Raw genomic sequence first — 25654 nt, 5'->3', positions numbered from 1 at the left:
TTGTCTACAGAAAGGTCCAATGCGCCCAGCCCTTGCCGGCGCGGGCGGCGGTGACGGGATACGGCTGCCGGTACGGCGGATCGCCGACCACGTCCTCCAGGTAGTAGGTGTTCCAGGGGAGACGGCCGGAGATCGAGGAGATCTCGCGCACGTACGGACGCCCCGGGCGGACGCTGTCGCGCAGGGCGCCGCCGCCCATCGCGTCGAACTGCGCGTGGTCCAGGTTGATCTCCTGGCGCAGTTGCAGCACGCTCGGCGTGACCGCCGACCGCGTGGTGAACTCCGACCCCCAGCTGGTGAGGTAGGCGCGCGCCAGGCGGTAGATCAGGTGCGGCACCCGGGCCGCGCTGTCGCTGACTTTGCTGTAGTCGTATTTGCCGTCGCTGGTCGCGATTCCGGCGACGGTCCCGTGGCGGCCGCGGGACGCGAACAGGCGGTAGCCGGTGGGCTGCGCGGCGGCGGCGTCCGGCTTCAGCGGGTCCTTGAGCTGATAGTTGTCGGCCAGGTGCTGCCAGCCGTCGCCGAGCACCGGGCGCTGGTGGTTGCCGGTCATCCGGCCGTTGGGCCGCGGCACCAGACCGTCGAAACCGATGTCGAGGTGGTCCCACGCGGTGATGCCGACGTATTCCGCGACGTTCGGGGGCAGTTGGGTCAGGATGCCGTACCAGTTGCCCGGTCCGGGGACCGGGTCGATCGCGAGGATGCGGACGTCGATGTCCGGCATGCCGTAGGCGTAAAGGAACCAAGCGGCCATAACGCATTCCACGGCGCCTCGGCTGTGGCCGATGAAGTTGAAGCGCCTCGCACCGCTGGCGGCGGCGAGATTCGCGGCATGGAGGGCAAGGGCTGCGGCGTCCCAACCGGTGAAGACGGACGCCGTCGAACGCTGATCGCCGCCGGAATACGGGCGCGATTCTGATATCAGCTTGGCAGGGGCGTTGAGCGGGCCGTCCAGGGCGAGGGGCTCGCTGGTGTCGGGCCGGTCGGCCCAGTCGTTCATGGCGACGCCGCGGATGGTCACACTGGGGTGCATGTCACGGAGACCACCGGAGATCTCCTTATGGATTCGGACTGGTATATAACCGGTTTCGGGAGCATAGATGCGCCTATCACTGCCGACGCGGGACGCTTCGCCCTCGTCACGGGCACAGGATGTGCCGCAGAAACAGACTGTGAAGATATTGGTCATGGATAGCCCTCCCGTTATAAGGGCAGGTAGTCGCCTGCCCTACAAGGGAGGTACCCGGCATATATAGTCATACTGGACTTGTGCCGAGTCTTCACCGGGATGAGCGATCAGGTGGGAGGTTTTGGCGCGATCGCAGTGAATTTCCCGGTCAGGCCGGTACTTGGCGTGGAACGCCCAAAACCATGTCGCAACAACCGGATACTGTCTCGTTATGCGTCTTCCCGAAGCCGACAGCGGACTACGGTTCGGCATCCTGGGCCGTCTGGCGATCAACGACTCGTCGGGCGAATCACTGGTGCCGCGCGCGCCGATGACCCGGATGCTGCTGGCCGCGCTGCTGGTCACTCCCGGGCGCACGGTCGGCGTCGACCACATCGAGACGGTGCTGTGGGGCGAGGACCCGCCCGCATCGTCGCGCGCCGCCGTCATGAACCAGGTGCAGCGGCTGCGGAACGCGCTGGGCGCGCACCGGGCCCGGCTGCACACGGTGGCGTCGGGCTACCTGTTGGAAATCCGCGAGGGCGAGCTGGACGCCGATGTGTTCTCGGACCGGCTGCGGGCCGCCCACACCGCCTCGCAGGCGCAGGACTGGGCGGCGGTCGGCCACGAGGCGGCGGAGGCGCTGGCCTGCTGGCGCGGCGACCTGTTCGCCGACCTGCCGGCCGTCGCCGAGCGCGAGCGGGCGCTCGTCCAGCACTTCGTCGAGGGCCGCACCCAGGCCCTGGAGCTCTACTTCGACGCGCAGCTGCACCTGGGCCGCCATCGCGAGGCGCTCCCGGAGCTGTCGCGGCTGGCCGTGGAGCACCCGCTGCGGGAGAGCTTCCACAGTGCCCTGATGATCGCGCTGTACCGCAGCAGCCGTCAGGCCGACGCGCTGAACGCGTTCGACCGGATGCGCGAGGCGCTGGCCGACGAGCTCGGGATCGATCCGACGCCGGCGCTGCAAGAGCTGCGGCAGCGGGTCCTGACCATGGATCCGGCGCTCCTGTCGCCGGAGGGCTGCGGCGGTCTGCTCGCGGCGGCCGCTCAGCCGGCTCCGGCGCCGAAGGCCGTGCCGACGATCCCCAGCCAGCTGCCCGGCGACGTCGCGGACTTCCGCGGCCGCTTCCGGGAGACCGCCGGGCTGCGGCGCCTGCTGCTGGCCGAGCCGACGATCGCGCCGCAGCTGGCGACGGTCACCGGCGTCGGCGGCTCCGGGAAGACGGCGCTGGCGCTGCACGTGGCGCACCAGGTGTCGGAGCGGTACCCGGACGGCCGGCTCTACGTCGACCTGCGCGGCGTGGACGCCAACCCGCTGGACCCCGCCGAGGCGCTCGCCGGGTTCCTGCGCGGGCTCGGCATGGCCGACAGCGACATTCCCGGGGACGACGACGCCCGGATCGCGGCCTATCGCAGTGCCCTGTCGGGGCGGCGCGTGCTGGTGGTCCTGGACAACGCCCGGGACGCGGCGCAGGTCCGTCCGCTGCTGCCGGGATCGGCGGGCTGCACCGCGCTGGTCACCAGCCGCCGCACGCTGGTCGGTCTGGCCGGCGCGGTCCACCTCGGGCTCGGCGCGCTGGCCGACGTGGAGGCGCTCGCACTGTTCGCCGGGATCGCCGGACCGGACCGGGTGGCGGCCGAGCCGGAGGCCACCGAAGAGGTCCTGGCCTCCTGCGCGGGACTGCCGCTGGCGCTGCGGATCGCCGCGGCGCGGCTGGCCGCGCGGCCGTCGTGGTCGGTGGCGTCGTTGGCGGGCCGACTCGCCCGGCACCGCGGGCGCCTGGACGAGCTGCAGGCCGACGACCTCGCGGTGCGGGCCAGCTTCCGGCTGAGCTACGACGGCCTGCTGGCGGCCGCCGCGCAGGGCCAGCCGGACCCGGCGCGCGCCTTCCGCCTGCTGGGCCTGGCGCCGGGGCCGGAGACCGGCCTGGCGGCCGCGGCGGCGCTGTTCGGCTGGCCGGAGGCCCGGGCCGAGCGGGCCCTGGAGCACTTGGTGGACTCCGGGCTGCTGGACAGTCCCGCGCCCGAGCGGTACCGGCTGCACGACCTGCTCCGGCTGTTCGCCGCGGAGCTAGCGGCGACTGACGAGACCGAGGAGTCCCGGTACACCGCCGTCGGACGCGTGGCGGAGTGGTATGTGCGGACTCTGATCGAGGCCGACGCGGCCCTGTTCCCCAAGTCCTCGCGGCCGGATCCCCTGCCGGAGTCGCAGGACTGGGTGCCGTCCGGCCTCGCCTCGTTCGAACAGGCCCTGGCCTGGTGCGAGGCGGAGCGGCCCAACCTCGTCAGCGGTGCGGAGCTGGCGGCCGAGTACGGATTCCACGAGCTGGCGTGGCGGGTGTCAGGGTTCGCATGGGCCTACTTCAACCTGAAGCGTCACCTGGCGGACTGGATCGCGACCACCGAGACCGGGATGCACAGCGCGCGGGCCTGCGACGATCCCGCTGCCGAGTCGACGGTTTTGACGTCGCGTGGCGCGGCGTTCATGTGCCTTGAGCAGTGGGAGGCGGCGCGGGAGTGCCTGACGGCCGGACTGGCGATTCGCGAGCGGAGCGGCGACCGGCCGGGGCAGATGGCGTGTCTGGTCACGCTCGCCACGGCGCTGCATCGGGAGCAGCGGTACGAGGAGGCGCGCGAGCACTACTTACGAGCACTGACTTTCGTGGGGGCGCCGGAGCTGCGCCGGCGCGAGGTGGTGCTGTTGGGGAACCTCGGCGAGCTGGAGCTGGAAGTGGGGGATCCGCTGACGGCGCTCGGGTATTTGGAGCGGGTCCGCGAGCTCAATCTGGAGTTCGGGGACCGGGGGGTCGAGGCGGAACGGCTCACGGCGCAGGGGATGGCGCTGCTGCGGCTCGGACGGTTCCGCGAGGCGCAGGCGATGCTGCGCGAAGGCATCGAGGTCGCGCGGTCGGCGGAGTACCGGTTCTGCGAAGCCCAGTGCCTTGGGTTGCTCGCCCAAGCGGCCGTGGAGCTGGGAGATTGGCAGGAAGCTGACTCGTGCCGGGCCGTGGCCCGGGCGCTGCTGCCGCTGTTCACGGGGCGGGAGGCGCGGATCGCGATGGAGTGCTTGGACGAGGGGCGCGTGGAGCGTGGCGGGCATGAGGTCCACGACGCTCATGATGTGCAGAGGACGGCACCGCAGAGGTCGGCACCGCAGTCGACGGCACCGCAGTGGACGCCACAGCCTCGGCGCGGTGCGGGAATACCGGCGATGCGGCGGTCCGAGAAGCGGCGCGGCGACCTGCTGGGACGTGACATCTGCCGCTGAGCGGAATCGCGCGAGCTGGTCGGCGTCTCACCTCGACTGAATGTTGATATTCCCGTCGCCGACAGTCGCGATACCGGTGTTGTCGCCGCCGACGACGATGTTCCGGTCCCCCACCGACGACGCTGACGACGACGACGTGGCCGGTGGCAGGGAGGCCGCGAGATCGTCGCGCAGCTCCTGATCGGAGGCAAGCAGACGCCGGAGCTCCAGCCGCAACGCCGCGCGCGCGTCAGCAAGCTCGTCGGCGTCAGCGGTGGCGAGGGTGAGCACGGCGCGCTGCACACCGTCGGCCGACGCCCCGCGATGCCGGATCCGCGCGAGCAGCCGCTGGCCGAGCCGCACGGTCTCCGTCGCGGCGGCGTCCTCGGCCTTGGTGAGAACGGCGGCGCCGTAGGCGGCGGCCGCGGCGCCGATGGGCGGCAGGACTTGGGTCAGGACGTCGATCTCGGGCATCAGGAGGGGACCTTTCGCGGGCTTTGGGGATGGCCGCTCAGCCGATGTTGGTGGTCCAGCGGACGGCGTTGGTGGTCGCGTCGTAGGCGGCGAGCAGGCCGGCTTGGTTGATCGCGTAGATGGTCGTTCCGGCCTGCGTCGTCCAGGTGCGGATGAAGTTCATTTCCTTCGGCGCCGACCAGCGGATGCCGCCGCGGCTTGGGTCCAGGGCGAAGTACGACGTTCCGGAATTGGACTGCTTGGCACCCAGAACCTCCACCGAATCGTTGGCAGAGGGCTGAGGCCGGGTCGACGGATCGTCCTCGACGACTGTTCCGCCCCCGTCCGCGACGTCGGCGTCGACGGGAACCAGAAGTCCCACACCGTCCAGTCCGGTGGACCACTGACTCGCTCCGGTGCTGGGGTTCAGCGCGACAACGTCAGTGTTCGAGGACTCAAAGGTGGTCACGTACAGGTGCCCGGCCTGAAACACCATGGTGGCCAATCCTGAACCGGTCACCTCGCCACTCGGTGCGGCGTGATCCCACGCCTTGGTCCCCGTACGAGGGTCCAGCGCCAGCACGTCCTTGCCGCCATAGTCGACGAAGACCTTGGCACCGTCCGTCGCCAGAACCGCGGACTGCTTCTGGAGCGGGACCGTTCCATAAGCCGTGGTGATCTTCGGCATGGTGTAGGCCCAGGACTTCGCTCCGGTCGCCGCGTCGAGCCCGAAGGCGGCGCGGCCAGACGCGTTGTCGCCAAAGGCACAGATCTCGCCGTTCACCATCACCAGCCCGGACCCAGGGTCCAGATGATCAGTCTGGAACTTCCATCGGGGAGTGCCTTTGAGGGCGTCGAACGCGACCACGGTGGCGCTGAAGACCTCATCCCCTGCCTGACCAGAGTAGGTGACAGATCCGAATTCGGTTTCGATATAGACGACACCGTTCCTCACCAAGGGCACTGCTACAGAGGTACTGCCTGGCGAGGCGACAAATTTGTACTGGTTGGCAGGATCGTACGATGCCTGCGCGATGTCCTCGCTCCATATCGGCTTTCCCGTGTCGCTGGACAGCGCATACACGTAGCCACCGCCTGATCCGTACAGCACGCCGTCGACCGGAGGCGACCACACCACACTGCCAAGCCCCAGCGTCGGAGCCGTCCAGTGCTTCACACCGGTCGCGCGATCGATCGCCTCGAAGCTGTTGTCAGAGCTCTGAACGTATACGTTCTTGTCATCTTCGACGTCTGTGAAACTGCCTCTTATCTCATTCCGCCAGCGAACAGTCCCAGTGCTCGCATCCACACCAATGAGCGCACCCCGCGCCTGAACCGCCATGACCACACCGGCGACCGGAGTCGGACGCGGCGGTGGCGTAGCCGGCTTCGAACTGCCCGAGGTCCCGACCACGACCGCCGTCGCGACAGCGGCAGTGGTGACCGCCGCACCGGTCAACACCCCGACAAGCGTCGCCTTCCCACCAGCCGCCGCTGTGCCGATCACCGCGCCGTGGCCGGTGGCCGCGACGCCGGCGGTGTGGGCGGCGGCGGTTGCTGCTGCGTGACCTGCTGTAGTTCCGGCCGCATGCCCGGCCGCCGTAGTTCCGGCCGTGTGCGCCGCTGTAGTCCCTGCGGCATGCCCAGCCGAGGTGCCAGCCACGTGGCCAGCCGTTGTCCCGGCCGCATGCCCGGCCGTTGTCCCGGCCGCGTGGCCCGCCGCCGACGTGCCAGCCGCATGCCCTGCCGCCGCCCCACCATGCGTGGAAGCCTGCGCAGCAGCATGCCCGACATGGCTACCGGCCTGAGTCGCAGCATGCCCACCATGGCCCGCCACCTGCCCAGCCTGCGCCGCCCCCTGCCCCACCTGCGCCGCCTGCCCAGCCTGCATCCCGACATGCCCCGCCGCCTGCCCAACCTGCATCCCCGCCTGCGCCGCCTGCGCCCCGACCTGTCCCGCAGCATGCCCCGCCGTCTGCCCCAAAACAGCCACCCCGTGCCCAGCCCCGACCACCGTCCCCGCCGCACTCCCCGAAGCCGCCGCCGAAACCCCCGCATGCCCGGCGACCGCGGTCAACGCATGCTGCGCTGTAGCCGCATGCGCCATCATCCCCAACTTCACCCACACCGCCGACGCCACACCCAGCGCCGCAACCGCCGCCGCCGCGCTCCCGACCGCCAGCAGCCGCACCCCGCGCTCGTTCTGGAAATAGGCCTCCGCCGCCTCGTCCGTAGCAGCCGTCGCCGCCGCCAACCCCAAATCCAGGATCCGGCCCCAGGCATCCGCACGCAGCGAACACGCCATCGCCGGCGCCGCCGCCCGCGCCAACTGCACCGCCGTCTCCGGCTGCCCCGCCGCCACCGCGGCCTCCGTCAACGCACCGATCAGCGTCGCATGGCCGGCCACACTCAACGGCGCCAACGCCGGATTCCCCGCCCAATACGTCAACACCGCCGCGATCCGAAGCACCTCCACCCCGCCCAGCGCTCCCACCGGAACCACCGCCGGATCGATCGCCAACCGGTACCACTCCCCACCCGGCCCTTCGCCCTGCCGCCCACCAACCGCCTCGCCTTGCTGCCCACCAACCCCTTCGCCCCGCCGTCCGCCTGCCCCCTCGCCCCGATCCCCATCCCGCTCCACAATCCCGAGCCCGACCACCCCCTCACAAGCCGCCTCATCCGCCCCCAACGCCGCAGCGATCCGCGCGAACAGCCCACCCTCGATCCCCGCGTCCCCAGCCCACACCAACGCCGTCACCACCCGCCGCTGCGGCCCCGTCAACCCGGCCAGCATCCCCGGCACCAGCTCCGGCAACCGCGCAGCATCAGGCCACACAATCCGAGCGCCGCCCCCATCCCCATCCCCATCCCGCCGCGCCGCACGAGCAATGGCCACCAGCTCCCCGGGCAGCCCACCCGACGCCCGCCACAACGGCTCCACCGCCGCCACATCCGACGGCCCCAACGGCGCGCCCACCAACCGCCCGAGCATCGCCACCGCGTCGTCGCGCTCCAGCCCCGCCAGGCGGATCATCCGCGTGGACGCCGGGTCGTCAAGATCCGCCGACGTCGCCACACCCACCGCGTCGGGCACGCTGTCGAGGAACTCCTCCCACGACCGCGCGCCGCCCCGGAAGTCGTCCACCAGCACCACGACCGGCACCCCGGTCATCAACCGCCGCAGCTCACCGGGCTTCGGCCGATACCCGGGCGCGTCATAGCAGGCCTCGAAGACGTCCTGGAGCACGTCCCCCGGAGTCCGATCGCCAACCCGGACGAACACCACCGGCCGACCGTCCGCGGCCAGCCGTCGCGCCGCGTGCCGCAGCACCGTGGAGCGCCCGGACCCGACCACGCCCCGCACGCACACCGGCTCACCATCGGCCACCGCCGCCGCGACCGCGTCCAGCTCCGCCGCGCGCCCGATCGGATCGGCGATCCGCCTCGGCAGAACTCTGACATCCGCGCGCCGCACCGGCTGCTGCCGCCCCGCCGCCTGCACCACGTTCACGAACGACCGCTCCGCGGTCACGATCACATTGTGATCACCGAGCACGACCTGACCGCGAACATCCCCGGTCACCTGCACACTTGCCGAACCGCTCACCAGTACCCCCAACGAGCGCGGCAGAGCACTGTGATCACTGATCACACGCACTCGGCTACCCAGCGTTCCGTTCCGGAGCGCCAGGCTATACCTGGATTGTGGCCGCCACCTGCCAGGCAGCGGCCCCTAAGGGACATCCTTCGGGGCGGTCGAACACCTCTACGACCATGAACCTAGGATGTCCCTTCGTGAGCCGCCTCCCCGACGACGTCCGCGCCAGCCTCCGCTTCTTCGCCTTCTTCCTGGCCAACGGCACGGTCGACATGGACCTGCTGGACGGGATCGACTACCGGCAGGCGCTGATGCAGGACGGCTCGGCGCTGGAGATGGTGGTCACGATCTTCACCAACATCCTGGACGTCGACGAGGCGGGCCTGGTCACCAACGCCGACCTGGCACAGGACCGGGCCGCCCAGTGGATCCGGCGCTATTGCGACCCGTCCTACGTCGTCGATCCCCCGTTCGAACCTTGGGAGGTGGAGCTAGCAGGACCCTGATCAAGCAGCCTGCGCCGTCTTCTCCCCTTCCTCGACCTTCTCTGCGTTCTCCAGGTTCTCCACGTTCTCCACCTTGGCCACAGCGAACTCGCGATTCGCCACGGTCTGCCGACGATGCGTCTCGGGCAGCTCCGGAATCTGGAGCAGCTGATCGCAGGCACGGAGCGACACGTCATAGTCGCCGGTCCAGTACGAAGCGATGGAGTACTCGAACAACAGACCCCAGCGATAGATCCAGGGCATCACGAACAGCACATCCGGCGGAACCGGCCGATTCAAACCGGCGGCCGCGAATGCCAGTGCACTGTGATAGTCGCCCTTCACTCGAAGACGGCACGCAAGTTCGTAGCAGGCCTCCAGCCGTTGCGGTCGACCTTCCCAAGCCCGCACCAGGCCCGTCATCGCACCGGACCAGTCCCCTGATTCGGCACGCAGCATGCCGGCTTGCAGGCGGGCGAAGTAGACCTCTTCTTCCCAGCCGCCCATCTCGGCACGACGCTCGTACAACGCGATCGCCTCGGCCGCGCGTCCCAGGTCACGCATCGTCTGTGCCAGGTAGAACACAGCCCGCGAGTTGGCTGGATCGCGCTCGACCTCGGCTGTGAGCAGCCGGGCGTCCCGCTCGAACTTGTCGCTCCGGCTGCCGCCGTCGGCGTGGTGCTCGACGACCAGTTCGTCCAGATCCATGCGATTGACCTGGGTCTCGGCCGTAAGGAACTCGTGAGTCGAGCCCTGATACCGCCACGGCAGGTCGCCGCGCACGAGACGCAGGTTGCGGTACGACACGTCGCCGGCGTGGCGGACGAGGTAGGCGTCTGCGTCGAGCGGCGGCAGCTCGCCCTCTTGGCGCAGGACCATATCCGCGTCGATCAGCAACAAGAAGTCGGCCAGGCCGCGCGCCCGGCGAATATTGCGGGTCCGGTTGTGGCCGAAGTCGACCCACGGCTCCTCGCGCAGTTCGCCGGGGATGTCAGCGAGCGCCTTGCGGATCAGATCCTGTGTGCCGTCGGTCGACCCGGTGTCGGAGATGATCCAGCAGTCGATGAGGTCCCGGACGGAGTCAAGGCAGCGTTCGATGACCGCCGCCTCGTTCCGGACGATCATGCACAGGCAGATCGTCGGTTTCCGGATGGTCGCGACGGTGCCGGTAGCGATCGCACCGCCTGTACCGAGCGCCGCTTCGGCTTCGGTTTCCGTGCTGATTGTCACTGCTCCTCCGCTCAGCATGCTTCCGCCGGCTCCACCATCAACGGACCGCCACACCGAGGGGCGCCTTCCTTGATGGCGATCAGATTCGCTGCGACGTAAGGGATCCGGTGCTCCTCGTGCCATGGCGACGGGAAGCAGGTGAGGAGCCGTGAGGTCTGGAACCTGGCTTTGATCTCGGGGACGTAGCGACGGTAGTTCTCGTCGGTGTAGTACCAGAACGAGTTTTCGTTGTAGAACGCGACGTGCGTAGGGTCCTGATACGCGCCGCGACCGTCGGAGCTGGGTGTGAACGAGAGCAGCATTCCGCCTGGTGCCAGCAGGCGGTAGATCTCGTTGATCAGTTCCACTTTCTGCGGCACGTGTTCGAGGAAGTCGACCGCGCGGATCACGCCGACGGAGTTGTCCGGCAGATCGAGGCGGCCCGGAAGCGTCGCGACGAGGTCCACGCTCGGCCCGGGGTACTGGTCCACGCCCAGAAAGCCCGCCGGCTTGCTGTGCGCGGCCCCGAGATCGAGGGCAGCCAACCCTTCCCGGTGCGCCCACGCGAGGGCATTGGCCTGGAGATGACGGTCGTACAGAGCGATGGTTTCTGTCTGAATCCGTGCATTGATCTCAGGTTCGCGCTGGGTGTTGGCGGGGTGCATCCGCTGCAAGTAAAGGCACTGTTTGATGTGGTGGAACGCGCCGACCTGATACAGCCGGCACATCAGGTCCTGGTCGTCGAGGATGTCCCGCTCCGCGTCGTACCCGCCGACCTTGTCGTAGGCCTCCCAGCGGAAGGCACGCACATGGTTCGGTGCGTACCAGATGTACGCGAGGTTGTGCGGTGTCGCCGGCAGTGAGTGCAGGCCCAGAACTGTGCGGCCGTCCACGTCCACGTCGTCATACACCCACCCATGCACGGGATTGAAGCGCGACAGATCTGCACTGCCATCCGCCCCAATCTGCGTACAGTCGCTGTATACGAACACTGCGTCGGAGTCCGAGTCGAACGCCTCAACGACCCGGGCAAGGCAGTCCTTCGCCAGCAGGTCATCGTGGTCGAGCTCAACGAGAATGTCCCCGCGGGTCAAGGCACACGCGCGACGCTTGGCTGCACCAACGCCCGTAATATCGTCTGCGATCTCCACGCGCACCCGCTCATCAGGCCGCTCCGGCCGCCAACGGGCACCGCGGTTGAGCAGGACCACCCACTCCCAGTCCGGATAGGTCTGGGCTTGAAGCGTCGCCAGGCAGTCATCGAGATACCGGGGCTGATGGCTCGGGGTGAAAACCGACACCCGTGGAGTGGGACGAAGCGCGGGAGCGGACGGCGTAGGCGCCTTGGCCGTACTCGTCTTCTGCTTCTCGACCGTCTTGGAGGTCTTCGACACGGTCTTTGACACCTTGGACGTGGTGGACGTGGTAGACGCCGTGGATGTCTTGCGCGACTCAGCCATCGACGTCAGCCGGCCGGCTTGGCCGCTGCGGCACCCGCGGGAACATACTGCGCAAGGTTGGAGTCCAACGAGACCGCCTTGGCGAAGGCACCCGCCGCATCCGGCGAGTTCTTCTTCTGAAGCAGCAAGCCCAGATGCAGATACGCGGTCGAGGCATGCGGATTCAGCGAGATCGCCTGCCGATACAGCTTCTCAGCCTGCTCGGGATCCGAATTCTCGATGAGCAACGCCTTGTTGTAGAGCGCTGACAAGAACGTCGGATCCGTCTGCAACGCCCGGTTGTAGTCGTCCAACGCCCCCGCCGTATCCGCCTGCCCCTGCAAGATCACCCCGAGATTGAACCACGCGTACTTATTGTCCGGCTCCAGCGCCAACACCGAATTGAACGTCTTCACCGCCCCGGCCGTATCCGACTTCTCCGCCTGGGTGATCCCAGTCTGAATCAGAGAATAGATATGCGACCCGGCCCCACTCACCCCCGACCGCGCCCCCGCCGCAGCCGGCGCCGCCGGATGCGACCCCATCCCCAACGCCCCGCAGCCCCCCGCAAGCAGCACCACCGCCACCGCCGACGTCGCAGCCACAGCCCGGAAAGTCAGTTCCCTCATTACCTTTTCCCTTACATTTCCTATGATGGGGCAATACAGATGGCGATGACCGAAATCGAGTTAGTAGGAGTACTGGAACGCGCCTGCCACCCGATAGTGCTGTTCGCCGTATTGATCGAAAAACCGGTGCCGGCCCCCGCCTGCGATGCGCCACCCCCAACGACATTCCACCCGGCAGGACAGTTCGCAACAACGGTGCCCGTACCACTGTTGGGAATCTGGAGATACTGGAACCCACCACCCCCAGACCCAGCAGGCCCCGTAGGCCCGGTAGGCCCAGCCACACCCGTAGCACCAGTAGCACCGGTAGCACCCGTAGCACCGTTCACCCCAGCCGCCCCAGAAGCCCCGGTAGCACCAGTAGCCCCCTGAAACCCCTGCGACCCAGCAACACCCGTCGGCCCAGTAGCTCCAGTCGCACCCGCCGTGCCGGTAGCACCCGCCGCACCGGTAGCCCCGGTAGCACCCGTCGCGCCCGTCGCACCGTTAGCACCCGCAGTCCCAGTCGCACCGGTAGCGCCCGTAGCCCCGGTAGCTCCAGCAGCACCCGACGCCCCGGTAGCGCCCGCGGCTCCCGTAGCACCAGTAGCCCCCGTAGGACCGGTAGGCCCTGTATTCCCCTGAAACCCCTGCGGCCCTGTCGCTCCAGTAGCCCCAGTAGCCCCTGTATTCCCCTGAAACCCCTGCGGCCCAGTAGCCCCAGCCGCACCGGTAGCGCCTTGACTGCCCTGGACACCAGCAGCGCCAGTAGCACCGGTCGCACCAACCGATCCCTGCGCACCGGTAGCACCGGTAGAACCCGTTGCGCCTGTCGACCCCTGGGAGCCCTGCGATCCAGTCGCACCGACCGCACCAGTCGATCCTTGTGAACCCTGAGAGCCAGTCGCACCGGTCGAGCCCTGCGACCCCTGCGATCCAGTCGCACCGGCCGCACCGGTCGAGCCCTGCGACCCCTGCGATCCAGTCGCACCGGCCGCACCAGTCGAGCCCTGCGACCCCTGCGAACCAGTAGCCCCCGTAGCACCCGTCGACCCCTGAGAGCCGGTCGCACCCACCGCACCAGTCGCACCAGTCGCACCTTGAGCACCAGTCGCGCCCGTAGCACCAGCCGAACCCTGCGCCCCAGTCGCGCCCGTAGCACCACTGGCTCCAGTCGCACCCTGGGAACCCTGCGAACCAGTCGCACCCACAGCACCGGTTGAACCCTGCGCACCCGTCGCACCCGTCGCACCCGTCGCGCCGGTATCGCCTTGAAACCCTTGCGCACCAGTCGCACCAGCAGCACCAGTCGATCCCTGAGAGCCCTGAGCTCCCGTCGCACCGGTAGCCCCAGTTGCACCGATGTCACCCTGCACACCCGTCGCGCCAGTCGCACCCGTCGCGCCTTGAAAACCCTGGGCCCCAGCCGCCCCGGTGTCACCCTGCGAGCCCTGCGCACCAGTCACCCCAACAGCACCGGTCGAACCTTGGGACCCCTGCACACCGGTGTCGCCTTGAGAACCTTGCGCCCCCGTGGCACCAGTCGCACCAGTGTCGCCCTGGAAGCCCTGAGCACCCGCCACACCGGTAGCACCGGTAGCACCGGTAGCACCCTGCGAGCCTTGCACACCAGTAGCACCGGTCACACCCTGCGCCCCGGTCGCACCAGCCACGCCGGTGTCACCCTGAGAACCCTGCACACCAGTCGCACCGGTCGCACCGGTCGCACCCGTGTCACCCTGGAAACCCTGGACACCAGTCGCACCCGTAGCACCGGTGTCGCCTTGGGAACCCTGCGCGCCAGTCGCCCCAACAGCACCGGTCGAGCCTTGGGCGCCCTGCGCACCGGTGTCGCCTTGAGAACCTTGTGCTCCCGTGGCACCAGTCGCACCAGTCGCACCCGTGTCGCCCTGGAAGCCCTGAGCACCCGCCACACCGGTAGCACCAGTAGAACCCTGCGAGCCTTGCACACCAGTAGCACCGGTCACACCCTGCGCACCGGTCGCACCGGTCGCACCCGTGTCACCCTGGAACCCCTGAGCACCAGCCGCACCCGTAGCACCGGTGTCGCCCTGGGAACCCTGCGCACCAGTCGCCCCAACAGCACCGGTCGAGCCTTGGGCGCCCTGCACACCGATGTCACCTTGAGAACCTTGTGCCCCCGTGGCACCAGTCGCACCAGTCGCACCAGTCGCACCAGTGTCGCCCTGGGAGCCCTGAGCACCCGCCACACCGGTAGCACCGGTAGCACCGGTAGCACCCTGCGAGCCTTGCACACCAGTAGCGCCGGTCGCACCAGCCGCGCCGGTGTCACCCTGAGAACCCTGCACACCAGTCGCACCGGTCGCACCGGTCGCACCCGTGTCACCCTGGAAGCCCTGAGCACCAGTCGCACCCGTAGCACCGGTGTCGCCCTGGGAACCCTGCACACCGGTGTCACCCTGGGGACCCTGCACACCAGTTGCACCAGTCGAACCCTGCACACCGGTAGCACCAGTCGCGCCGGTGTCACCTTGGAAACCCTGAGCGCCCGCCACACCAGTAGCACCGGTGTCACCCTGCGGGCCTTGCACACCAGTAGCGCCGGTCACACCCTGCGCACCGGTCGCACCACTCGCGCCGGTGTCACCCTGAGAACCCTGCGCACCAGTCGCACCGGTCGCACCCGTGTCACCCTGGAAGCCCTGAGCACCAGTCGCACCCGTAGCACCGGTATCGCCCTGGGAACCCTGCACACCAGTCGCACCAGTCGCACCAGTCGCACCGGTGTCGCCCTGAGAGCCCTGCACACCAGTCGCCCCAACAGCACCGGTCGAACCTTGGGAGCCCTGCACACCTGTATCACCCTGGGAACCTTGCGCCCCCGTCGCACCAGTCGCACCGGTCAGGCCAGTAGCACCCGTGTCGCCTTGGAACCCTTGCGCACCTGTCGCGCCGCTGGCACCGGTCGCCCCAGTCGCGCCGGCCTCTCCCTGGGAACCCTGTGCGCCGGCCGAGCCCTGCGATCCCTGGGCACCTGTCGCACCGGTAGCCCCGATAGCACCAGTCGCACCGGTATCACCCTGGGAACCAGTCGCACCAGTAGCACCTACAGCACCGGTATCGCCCTGAGAGCCCTGCACACCGGTCGCACCGGTAGCGCCAGTGTCACCTTGGAAGCCTTGCGCCCCAGCCGCACCGGTAGCACCGGTGTCACCCTGCGAACCCGTAGCGCCCGTAGCGCCCGTAGCACCAATCGAGCCCTGCGCACCAGTAGCGCCGGTGGCACCGGTATCACCCTGCGCACCAGTCGCACCGGTATCTCCTTGGAAACCCTGTGCACCAGTCGCACCGGTCGCACCAGTGGCGCCGGCAGCACCGGTCACACCTGTGTCGCCTTGAGAGCCCTGCGCACCAGTCGGACCGGTAGCACCGGTGTCGCCTTGGAAACCTTGCGCACCTGTCGCACCGCTGGCACCAGTCGCACCCTGGGAACCCTGTGCGCCAGCAGCACCGACGTCGCCCTGCGCGCCGGTCGCGCCGGTCGCGCCCTGAGAACCCGTCGCGCCGGTAGCCCCAGTTGCGCCGATGTCACCCTGGGAGCCTTGGGCCCCAGTCGCGCCAGTGTCGCCCTGAGAGCCCTGCGTACCCGTCGCGCCGGTAGCTCCGGTAGCTCCGGTGTCACCTTGGAAACCCTGCGCACCAGTCGCGCCGACAGCGCCGGTATCACCCTGCGCTCCAGTCGCACCAGCAACACCGGTATCACCCTGCGAGCCCGTAGCACCTGTCGTACCTTGCGCGCCGGTCGCACCGGTGTCGCCCTGCGCACCAATAGCGCCGGTCGCGCCGACGGCGCCCTGGGAACCCTGCGCACCACTAGCGCCAGTAGCACCGGTGTCGCCTTGAAAGCCCTGCGCACCCGTCACACCAGTAGCACCAGTAGCGCCCTGCACTCCTGTCGCACCAGTAGAACCGGTGTCACCCTGAGGCCCCTGCGCACCAGTCGCTCCAGTCGCACCGGTGTCGCCTTGGGAACCCTGCGCACCAGTCGCACCCGTCGGACCCGTGTCGCCTTGGAAGCCCTGCGCACCGGTCGCACCAATAGCACCAGTCGAACCTTGGGAGCCCTGCACACCGGTGTCGCCTTGGGAGCCCTGCACACCCGTAGCGCCAGTCGCGCCTGTAGCCCCAGTTGCACCGGTCGAGCCCTGCGCACCCGTATCGCCCTGCGAGCCTTGCGCACCAGTCGCACCCACGGCGCCAGTGGCACCAGTATCGCCCTGCGCGCCAGTCGCGCCAGTGTTGCCGATGGCACCGGTGGCACCAGTCGCGCCCGTGTCGCCCTGGAAGCCCTGCGCACCCGTCACACCGGTGGCGCCGGTAGCGCCCTGGGAACCCTGAACTCCAGTAGCACCGGTATCGCCCTGCGGCCCCTGCGCACCAGTGGCGCCGGCCGCGCCGGTGTCACCTTGGAAGCCCGTCGCGCCCGTAGCCCCGGTTGCACCGGTCGAGCCCTGCGAGCCTTGCGCACCAGTCGCACCCACGGCGCCAGTCGCACCCGTCGTACCGGTAGCGCCAGTATCGCCCTGCGCGCCAGTCGCGCCAGTGTTGCCGGTGGCGCCGGTCGCCCCGGTAGCACCAGTCGCGCCCGTGTCGCCCTGGAAGCCCTGCGCACCCGTCACACCGGTGGCGCCGGTAGCACCTTGGGAACCGGTCGCACCAATAGCGCCGGTATCGCCCTGGAAACCCTGAACTCCAGTGGCACCAGTGTCGCCCTGAGGCCCCTGCGCACCAGTCGCGCCCGTAGCCCCGGTTGCACCGGTCGAGCCCTGCGCACCCGTATCGCCCTGGGAGCCTTGCGCACCAGTCGCACCCACGGCGCCAGTTGCGCCGGTGTCTCCTTGGGAGCCCTGCGCACCAGTCGCACCCGTCGGACCCGTGTCGCCTTGGAAGCCCTGCGCGCCAGTCGCTCCCGTCGCGCCGACAGCACCGGTGTCACCCTGGGAACCCTGGGCACCCGTCGCGCCGGTATCGCCGGGGACTCCCTGCGTACCCGTCGCGCCAGTAGCGCCCTGGGTTCCAGTAGCGCCGGTGTCGCCCTGGGCGCCGGTTGCGCCGGTGTCGCCTTGGAAGCCACGCGCACCAATCGCGCCGGTATCGCCTTGGAAACCCTGGGCGCCCGTCGGGCCGGTCGCGCCGGTATCGCCTGGGGCACCCTGCGTACCCGTCGCACCGGTATCGCCCTGGGCTCCGGTAGCACCGGTAGCACCGGTAGCACCGGTCGTGCCAGTCGCACCGGTGTCGCCTTGGAAACCCTGCGCGCCGGTTGGGCCGGTGGCGCCGGTTGCGCCCTGAGACCCCTGCGCGCCCGTCACACCGGTCGCGCCAGTTGCACCGGTCGCGCCAGTTGCACCGGTCGCACCAGTAGCACCAGTAGCACCAGTGTCGCCCTGGGCGCCAGCCGCGCCGGTGTCGCCTTGGAAGCCACGCGCGCCGGTCGCGCCGGTGTCGCCTTGGAAACCTTGGGCGCCCGTCGCACCAATGGCGCCGGTGTCGCCCTGGGAACCTTGCGCGCCGGTATCGCCTTGGACGCCCTGCGCGCCACTTTCGCCTTGGGAGCCCTGCGCACCCGTTGCGCCAGTCACACCCGTTGCGCCAGTGGCGCCCGTCGCACCGGTGGCGCCCGTATCGCCCTGTGAACCCTGCACACCGGTGGCACCCGTAGCCCCGGTGGCGCCGGTGTCGCCTTGGAAGCCCTGCGCGCCGGTGGCACCGGTGTCGCCCTGGGAGCCTTGGGCGCCGGTCGCGCCGGTCGCGCCGGTCGCGCCGGTCGCGCCGGTCGCGCCGGTCGCGCCGGTCGCGCCGGTCGCGCCGGTGTCGCCTTGGAAGCCTCGGGCACCCACTGCGCCAGTTGCGCCGGTATCGCCTTGGGTACCTTGCGGGCCGGTCGCGCCAGTTGGTCCCTGGGGGCCTGGCGAGCCGGTGGTGCCCTGCGTTCCTTGTGGGCCGGTGGTGCCTGTTGGGCCGGTGGTTCCGGTTGTGCCTTGGAGGCCCTGGGGGCCGGTGGTGCCGGGGGTGCCCTGGGGGCCGGTTGGGCCTGTGGTGCCGGTCGTGCCCTGGAAGCCCTGGGGGCCGGTGGCGCCGGTAGACCCGGTGGTGCCCTGGGCGCCCGTCGTACCCGTGGCGCCGGTCGCGCCCTGTGCGCCCGTCGCGCCGGTCGCGCCTGTGGAACCGGTCGCGCCGGTGTCGCCCTTGGGGCCTGCCTCGCCTGAAGCGCCCTGGGCGCCGCTTGAGCCCTGGGCGCCTGTTGGGCCAACGCCACCGGACATGCCTTGGGGGCCGATCGGGCCGGCAGGACCAGCGGGACCAGCGGGACCAGCGGGACCAGCGGAGCCAGCCGGACCGGCAAGGCCAGCAGGGCCCTCCGGCCCGACCGCGCCCGTTCGGCCGGCCACGCCCTGCGGTCCGGGCTTGCCCTGCGGGCCTGGCTTCGCGTGGAGCTTGTGCTCGTCGTGGAGTTTTGGGGGCCAGCCTGGGCCGGGCATGTGGCCGGGGTTCAGGGAGCCGGAGGTGCCGGGGGGGCCGAAGGGGCCTTGGGGGCCTGGGGGGCCGGGGGGTCCTGGGGGGCCGGCGGGGCCGGGGAAGCCTAGGGGGGATTGGTAGCCCTGGGGGCCCAGGGGGCCTGAGTAGTAGCCGGTGCCGCCTGGGGTGGGGACGGCTTGGTGTTGGGTGGCGATCGCGGGGAAGTTGGAGGCCAGGATGCTGACGACGGGAGCGGCTGCGACCACGGCGCCGGCGCGGCGGCGCCACGTGCTGTCGCGGGTGGTTTCGCGACGGCCGTTCGTGCGGTCGGTCATTTTCACGCTCACATCAGGTTCGTCGGCGACAAACACCAATTAGTCACATTGCCTCCATCATGGGGGCGTGGGTTGGTATTTGTGCGCAGCGACACGCGGGGGCAGGCCTCGCTGATTGTGCGGCGTGAATATGTGCGGTTGATCGGATTGGGGGAATCGCCTGGTCTATGAATCCAATCTATGCGCCAATAGCGTTTTGCGATTAAAGCGGTGGTGAATTCCTACTGGGCGCGGCGGCGGGGGGCGTCCGGCTCCTGGCCGGTCAGGCCGCCTTCGACGACGCTGACGCCGCGCTCGCGCGCCACCTCGGCGTCGAACTCCAGGCCGAGGAGGATCGCCAGGTTGGACAGCCAGAGCCAGACCAGGAACACGATCACGCCGGCGACCGTGCCATAAGTCTTGTTGTAGGAGTTGAAGTTCGCCAGGTACACCGCGAAGCCGACCGACAGGATCAGCCAGAGCAGCACAGCCAGCAGGCTTCCCGGGGACACCCAGCGGTCGCGGACGCTGCGGTCGCGGACGTTCGGCGCCGCCCAGAACAGCAGCACGATGACGATGCCGACCAGGAGCACCAGGACCGGCCACTTGACGATCGACCACACCAGGACGGCGGTGTTGCCCAGCCCGAGCAGTTTGGCGGCCCACTGCGCCAGCGGACCGGTGAAGGCCACGATCATCGCGCAGGCCAGCGACAGCACCATCATCAGCAGCGTCAGGCCTATCCGCAGCGGCGTGGTCTTCCACAGCGGCCGCTTCACACGGATGTCGAACACCACGTTCGAGGCCCGGATGAAGGCCCCGACGTAGCCCGACGCCGACCACACCGCGCCGGCCATGCCGACCGCGGCGAGCGTGCCCCCGGTGCCGCCGCTGGCGCGCACCTGCGTGATCGCGGTACGCAGCACGTCGCGCACGGCGCCGGGCGCCAGCGTCTGGATGTTGTCCAGCACCTTGGTGGTCGCGGACTCGCCCATGAATCCGAGTATTGACACCACCATCAGCAGCGCCGGGAACAGGGCCAGGACGGCGAAGTAGGTCAGCGCCGCGGCCCGGTCCAGCAGTTCGTCATTGCGGAACTCCATGGCGGTCCGCTTAAGGATGGCCCACCAGTTCCCCGCCGACAGATGCGATATGTGCGTCCGCTGCGCGGGCAGAGCCCCCTGGGCGGACGCAGCCGCCTCGCCGCCCCGCTTCGCGGCCTCCGAGGAGGCGGAAGCAGTGGAAGCGGAGGCAGCGCCTTGATCCCCGCCGGCCCGACTAGCGGCACGGCCTTCGCGTTTCGGTCCCATCCCCAGCATGTATCCGTTTCAGCGGTCGTGACACCGACAGGCTTTGCGGACCCATTATGTGACACCGAAGACGATGCGGTAGTCACACCCTCCCTTGCAGGCCATCGTCGCGGAGTCGTCGAACGCATATGAGTAGGCATAAGGCTCCGCGTCCTTAAAAACCTGCTTTGCGTAGTCGACGGGCCACTTGGCCGGTATGCAGTTCTCGCGCCCCGACCACTTGCCCCGGCAGCAGTAGTCGTCGGTCCCGAACGCGGCGCACGCCGTCGTGCAGGCCACTTGCTGCCCGCCGACCTTCACCTGCATCGCCGCCGGGCAGACGATCGGCTTCGTGCACGCACCCTGATAACAGCCGTTTGATGTAACGGGATCCGGTCCGACCCGATGTGTGGTGTTGATATACATCGGCAGGTTCGAACCATCGACCAGGCTGACGTCGTAAAAGTCCAACCCGTCAAAGGAATCGAAGGTCAATTCGGCCAACGTCGCAGGCGTCCCTCCGGTGCCGCGACACTGGAAGACGCCGCCGCAATCACCGGTCTGGCAGTGCCCTGAGCCAGCGGCGTTGAACAAGCACCCGGTACGCCCCCAGACCCGGCCACCCCAGCCCTTCGGCACGGCGAACGTCACGCTCTGCCCCGGCGCCAGCTGCCACCCCGTCACCGGAATCGGATGCTCGGCGTTCGGATTCGTCGCGGCCCAGATCGTCTGGTGATCGGCGTTGACAATCGTGATCAGGTGCGATCCCGGAGCTGCGGCGATCGACGACGAACCCGTGGCCGGAGCGGGCTTCGAACTCGACGAGCCCGAGGAGCCGGACGCACGGGAGCCCGACGACGTACCACCGGCCGTGCCGCTCCGCGACGAAGCAGGCGAACTGGGTGAACTGAGTGAACCGGAGCTCGGCGACGGTGCCGTGCCGACGACGTTCCCCGCACCGGACGTGCCCGCCGACGTCGCCGCCTGCGCAGCGGACGTCGCAGTCCCGACGGTCCCGGCAGCGCCAGTCACTTGCCCCGCCTTGGAATCACCCGTACCGAAGCCGGCGAACCACGCGACGACCGCGACCGTCGCCAGCAATGCGAACCCTGATATAACAGCCGTCCGCCAAGTCCGTCTGCCGCCCCGCCCTCCGCGCGCACCGTGCTTCACGCGCCGACTCCGTTCACTCACGGGCTCACGCCCCACGTTATTCGGTAGCTGCACTCGCCCGAGCACGTCAGAACGCTCGTAGCGTCGTCATTCACATACGAATAGGCGAAGGGCTCAGCCTTCTTGAACACCGCCGCGGAGTCGACCGGCCACTTGGTCGGATCACAAGCTGCCCGGCTCGACCACTGCCCCAGGCAGCACATCTGATCCCCGCCGAGTGCCAAACACGAGCTCTTACATGCCGTGACCGCTCCCCCACGCACGACACGCAACGCAGCCGGACACGACGCGTTGGCATCGCGAGTGCAGCCAGCCTTCGTGCAGCCGTCCGCGCTCATCGGATCAGGCGTCTTACCCCCGGACTGGTTGATGTACATGGGCAGGTTGTTGCCCTCAACCAGACTGACGTCATAAAAGTCCATGTTCTGCCACGCGTTGAGATTGAACTCGGCAAGCGTGGACGGGAATTCACCCCAGGTGGAGCCGCATTGGAACTTCCCCTGGCAATCGCCAGAAAGACAGTGACCCGTCCCGGCGCCATTGAACGAACACCCGATCCGAGCCCAGACCCGGACATCCCAGTGGTCCGGAATCGAGATCGTGACACTGGCACCGGGCGCGAGAACCCAGCCGGTCGCGGCCACCGGATGCTTCGGATCGGCGGCCACCGCCGGCCAGATGGTCTGATTCAGCTTGTTGACCATGGTCAGGGTGCGCTGCCCCGGCAACCCGCCCGGACCAGGACTCGCGCCGGCGCTTGATGACCGGCTGGAGCCCGCCGTCGGCGACTTGGACGAAGCCGCGCCGGTGCTGGACTTGCTCGCCGTCTTCGGAGACGACGACCCAGGTGACGACGACCCGGACGACGACCCCTGCGACGACGCCGCAGGCGTGCCCGCCGACGAAGTCGCCGCAAGCGACGTCGGCGAAGGCGCAGCCGCGGCAGCAGACTGCGACTGCCCACCCCGCCCCCCGGCCGAAGCCGCCGACGCACCGCCGGTCGTCGAACCGGAACAAGCGGCAGCGCCGAAAACCGTTACGACACAAGCGATCAACGCCGCCAACCGCCGGGCCGTCCGCCCGCCGGAGGAGATCTCAGGACTTCGCAAAAGCCGTTCCCATCAGAGTCGGAACCTTCCCCTGATACAGAGCCGTGCCGACCTGCGCCCCGTCCGCCGCCAGCCCGAACCACGCGAACCGCTCGACGTACGGCAAGCCCTCAAGCATCGCCGCCGAGCCGCTCACGAACGCGGCCTGCTGGTCCGGCGCGGGATACTGGGACCCGCCCGAGAACTTGATCAACGCGTACTCGGTCACCCAGATCGGCAGGTGGTACCGGTCATGGATCGCCTGGAGATAGCCGCGCAACTGGTCGACGGCCGGCCCCGGACGGAAATCGGACCCGTACCAGTGGACCGTGATGAAGTCGACCCGGTAGCCGCGCGCCGCCGCGCCGGACATGAACTGGTCGAGCCAGCCGCCCGGCGTCGCCGCGTTCATCGCCACGGCCGGGCTGCCCAGGCGGAGCCCGGTGGCCTGGAGCTTCGGCCACAGGTCCAGCGCCTGCGCCACCGTCATGTTCGACTGCGCGGCCATGTCCGGCTCGTTGAAGCCGAGCAACGCAGTGCCCTGCGACTTCACCTTGCCCAGCGTCTGGTCGTCGGCGTTCTTCGGGCCCCAGATCATCGGGACGAACTCCGGGCGCGTCCCGCTGAGGTGGTCCAGCCGCGACGGCGACCAGTCGTAGTACCAGGCGGCCCCGGACGCAGTCAGATCGTCGTCGAGGCCCGGCGCGCTCCACGCCGCCACGCCCTTCTTACCGTTGGCGTGCGGCGGCGCGACCGACGGCACCGTCGCCGCCGCGCTCTTGGATGACGGGGACGACGGGGACGGCGACCGCGACGGCGTCGCCTTCACCGCGGAAGACGTCGAAGCCGTCGAAGGCGTCGGCGACAGCGGAGCAGGCGAGGGCGACGAAGCGGACGACGACCCAAGCGTCGCAGAACTCGACGACACCGGAGCCGCCACCGGCTGCCCCGACCCCGAACCGTTGCCGCGCGCCACGATCACGGTCGCGGCCACCGCGACCGCCGAAGCCGCCGTCACCGCAAGGATGGACGACTTCGCCGTCAGAAGCCCCTGACCCTTCGCGCCCTTGGCGCCCTTGGCGCCATTAGCGCCCTTCGCTCCCCGAACGCCCTTCGCCCGCCCCGCACCGGCATTCACCAAGCTGACCGACCCTGGCGTGCCGGCCATCAAGGACGCCTCATGCAACGCCGCCGCGGCCAGCGCCACCGGCGCGGCCACCAACGGCAGACCGACGAGCAGCTTCTCCGCCGGAATGAGGTCGCGGGACTGCTGGTCGCAGATCGCGCACTGCTTCGTGTGGCCGGTGAGACGCTTGCGCCACAACGGACTCCGCGTGCCGTCCCACTGCCGGGTGAGCGCCGAGAACTCGCCGCAGCGCCCGGACTCCTTCAACGCCCGGACCACCACCCGCGACGCCGTCAGCTGCTGCTTCATCCGCTGGATGCGCACCGCCACCTGGTTCGCCGGCACGCCCAGCGACTCGGCGAGCTCGCCGCGCCCCAGATACCCGGCCTCCTCCATCCACCACAGCGCCAGCAGCTCGCGGTTCCCGGAGTCCAGCCAGGCGCCGGCCTCGGCGATCTCCTTGCGCTGCCCGGACAATCCCAGCCGCAGGATCGTCAGCTCGGCGAAGTCGGCGGCCGGGTCCGGCACCGTCTCGGCGTCGTCCAGCGACGCGGTGCGGCCCAGGGCCGCCTGCCGGGCCCGCTGCAGATCGCGGACCTGCCGGATCGCCACGGCGACCAGCCAGGACCGGAAGGCCCCGGGATCGCGCAGATCGCCGAGCCCGCGGACGGCGCGCACCATCGTCTCCTGCACCACGTCGTCCACGTCCGAGTGCTGCTGGAGCGCGCACCCGACGATGTTGTAGACGAGCGGGAGGGCTTCCGCGAGCAGTTCGTGCAGTGCTTCTCGATCGCCCTGCTGCGCCGCCCGCACAGTGGCCGCGGCGAACCCGCCGCCGTGCTGTGCCGTCATAGTCGTGCCGCCTTCTATCGTCGCCGGAGTCGATGGTGACATGGCCCCGAATAGGAGACGGTGCAGGGCGGCCGCGGATAACCGAAATCCGGTGCGAGTTTTCCGGCGGCGTCGTTCGGCGGGCTCGTTCGGCGGCGTCGTTCGGCGGGCTCGTTCGACACCGGTGACGGCCCGAACATGGGCTAGCGTGGACAGGATGATGACAGCTGAAGGTGTGCTGGAGATCCTGGCCCTGCTCCGGCGCGCCGGCGTCGACTTCTGGCTCGAAGGCGGTTGGGGTATCGACGCGCTGGTCGGGGAGCAGACGCGCGAGCACCGCGATCTGGACCTCCTGCATCGGTTGGAGCAGGAGCCGGCCGTCATCGCCGCGCTGGCGGAGGCGGGCTACGTCGAGACCCTCGACTGGCGTCCGGTGCGATTCGTCATGTCCGGTCCGCAGGGACGGGACCTCGACCTGCATCCGCTGGTCTTCGCCGACGACGGATCCGCCCTCCAGTCCTCGTTCGAGGCGGACAAGCCGTTCGTCTATCCCGCGTCGTGCTTCGTGACCGGGGTCATCGGCGGGACCGCCGTGCCCTGCATCTCGGCCGAGCAGCAGGCGTTCTTCCATCAGGGCTACGACCCCGCCGAGCGCGACCGCCACGACATGGCCCAGCTCCGCAAGGCGTTCGGGATCGAGACCCATTTCTGAGCCCGGAGAACAGCGGCCCAGAGAACAGCGGCCCGGCGAACAACAACCCGGAGAACAACAGCGGCTCGCAGGCCAATTCCTGATCAGAACCGTCCACCGTGGGGCCCCACGTGTAGACCGTCTGCCCAGGCACCGGGGACGACCGGTGGGCCTGCGAGCCGGGTGACTGTCGGAGATTAGCCCGCCGCCCCGGACCTGCCGGGCGAGGCCTTCGGCCTCGTACGCGGGCGGGGCGGCTAGCTGACAGCCACCTCACGCGTCCTGGTACTACTCAACTCAGGATCACCTCCTTTCATGTGTGTGATCACGATAGGCAGACAGGTCGGGCGAACGCAATGGATTTCCCGGCGCTTCTCACGACGAGGTGTGCGGCAGCCGCTCGCACCCTCCCGCAATACGGGTTAGCCCAT

At 69.3% G+C, this 25654-nt stretch carries 14 protein-coding genes; 3 read left to right on the top strand and 11 right to left on the bottom strand.

Features of this window, described 5'->3' with window-relative positions:
- Window positions 1-4 precede the first annotated feature (4 nt).
- Window positions 5-1033, bottom strand: a complete 1029-nt coding sequence (locus tag ABD481_RS20230) for a Tat pathway signal protein (protein ID WP_344667262.1) — start codon at window positions 1031-1033, stop codon at window positions 5-7.
- Window positions 1034-1400: 367 nt separating this feature from the next.
- Here ABD481_RS20230 and ABD481_RS20225 point away from each other — a divergent pair, with 367 nt between their 5' ends.
- Window positions 1401-4436, top strand: coding sequence for an AfsR/SARP family transcriptional regulator (locus ABD481_RS20225; protein WP_344667261.1), 3036 nt, complete (start codon window positions 1401-1403; stop codon window positions 4434-4436).
- A 27-nt stretch (window positions 4437-4463) separates the two neighbouring features.
- Here the strand turns inward: ABD481_RS20225 and ABD481_RS20220 are convergent, their stop codons facing one another.
- On the bottom strand, window positions 4464-4889 hold the full coding sequence (locus ABD481_RS20220; protein ID WP_344667260.1) for a hypothetical protein: 426 nt from the start codon (window positions 4887-4889) through the stop codon (window positions 4464-4466).
- Between the two features lie 37 nt (window positions 4890-4926).
- Window positions 4927-8403 carry an outer membrane protein assembly factor BamB family protein gene (locus ABD481_RS20215; RefSeq protein ID WP_344667259.1) on the bottom strand — a complete coding sequence of 1159 codons (3477 nt, stop codon included), beginning with the start codon at window positions 8401-8403 and terminating at the stop codon, window positions 4927-4929.
- 263 nt (window positions 8404-8666) lie between these two features.
- On the opposite strand from ABD481_RS20215, the gene ABD481_RS20210 reads away from it, so the two are divergent.
- Window positions 8667-8975, top strand: a complete 309-nt coding sequence (locus ABD481_RS20210; protein WP_344667258.1) for a DUF7677 family protein — start codon at window positions 8667-8669, stop codon at window positions 8973-8975.
- Here ABD481_RS20210 and ABD481_RS20205 read toward each other — a convergent pair whose 3' ends face one another.
- The 8 genes from ABD481_RS20205 to ABD481_RS20170 all read right to left on the bottom strand — a co-directional run bounded on the left by ABD481_RS20205 (window position 8976) and on the right by ABD481_RS20170 (window position 24553).
- On the bottom strand, window positions 8976-10184 hold the full coding sequence (locus ABD481_RS20205; RefSeq protein ID WP_344667257.1) for a glycosyltransferase: 1209 nt from the start codon (window positions 10182-10184) through the stop codon (window positions 8976-8978).
- A gap of 11 nt (window positions 10185-10195) precedes the next feature.
- Complete coding sequence (locus tag ABD481_RS20200; RefSeq protein ID WP_344667256.1) at window positions 10196-11557, bottom strand: glycosyltransferase; 1362 nt, start codon at window positions 11555-11557, stop codon at window positions 10196-10198.
- 71 nt (window positions 11558-11628) lie between these two features.
- Window positions 11629-12231, bottom strand: a complete 603-nt coding sequence (locus ABD481_RS20195; protein WP_344667255.1) for a tetratricopeptide repeat protein — start codon at window positions 12229-12231, stop codon at window positions 11629-11631.
- 20 nt (window positions 12232-12251) lie between these two features.
- Entirely contained in the window at window positions 12252-18518 is a 6267-nt protein-coding gene (locus tag ABD481_RS20190; protein ID WP_425559236.1) for a beta strand repeat-containing protein, read from the bottom strand.
- Window positions 18519-19267: 749 nt separating this feature from the next.
- The gene (locus ABD481_RS20185) at window positions 19268-20128 is read right to left on the bottom strand and encodes a YihY/virulence factor BrkB family protein (RefSeq protein ID WP_425559231.1); all 861 of its coding nucleotides are present in this window, start codon (window positions 20126-20128) and stop codon (window positions 19268-19270) included.
- 261 nt (window positions 20129-20389) lie between these two features.
- Entirely contained in the window at window positions 20390-21415 is a 1026-nt protein-coding gene (locus ABD481_RS20180) for a thaumatin family protein (protein WP_344667253.1), read from the bottom strand.
- A gap of 89 nt (window positions 21416-21504) precedes the next feature.
- Entirely contained in the window at window positions 21505-22191 is a 687-nt protein-coding gene (locus ABD481_RS20175; RefSeq protein ID WP_344667252.1) for a thaumatin family protein, read from the bottom strand.
- Between the two features lie 391 nt (window positions 22192-22582).
- Window positions 22583-24553 (bottom strand): sigma-70 family RNA polymerase sigma factor, encoded by a 1971-nt coding sequence (locus ABD481_RS20170; protein ID WP_344667251.1) that lies wholly within the window; start codon window positions 24551-24553, stop codon window positions 22583-22585.
- A 199-nt stretch (window positions 24554-24752) separates the two neighbouring features.
- On the opposite strand from ABD481_RS20170, the gene ABD481_RS20165 reads away from it, so the two are divergent.
- On the top strand, window positions 24753-25244 hold the full coding sequence (locus ABD481_RS20165) for a nucleotidyltransferase domain-containing protein (RefSeq protein WP_344667321.1): 492 nt from the start codon (window positions 24753-24755) through the stop codon (window positions 25242-25244).
- Window positions 25245-25654 lie beyond the last annotated feature (410 nt).

The organism is Catenulispora yoronensis (genome assembly GCF_039531695.1).
GTDB classification, from domain to species: Bacteria; Actinomycetota; Actinomycetes; order Streptomycetales; family Catenulisporaceae; genus Catenulispora; species Catenulispora yoronensis.
Note: the sequence above shows the minus strand (reverse complement) of the source record. Positions and strands in the feature narration are given on the sequence as shown.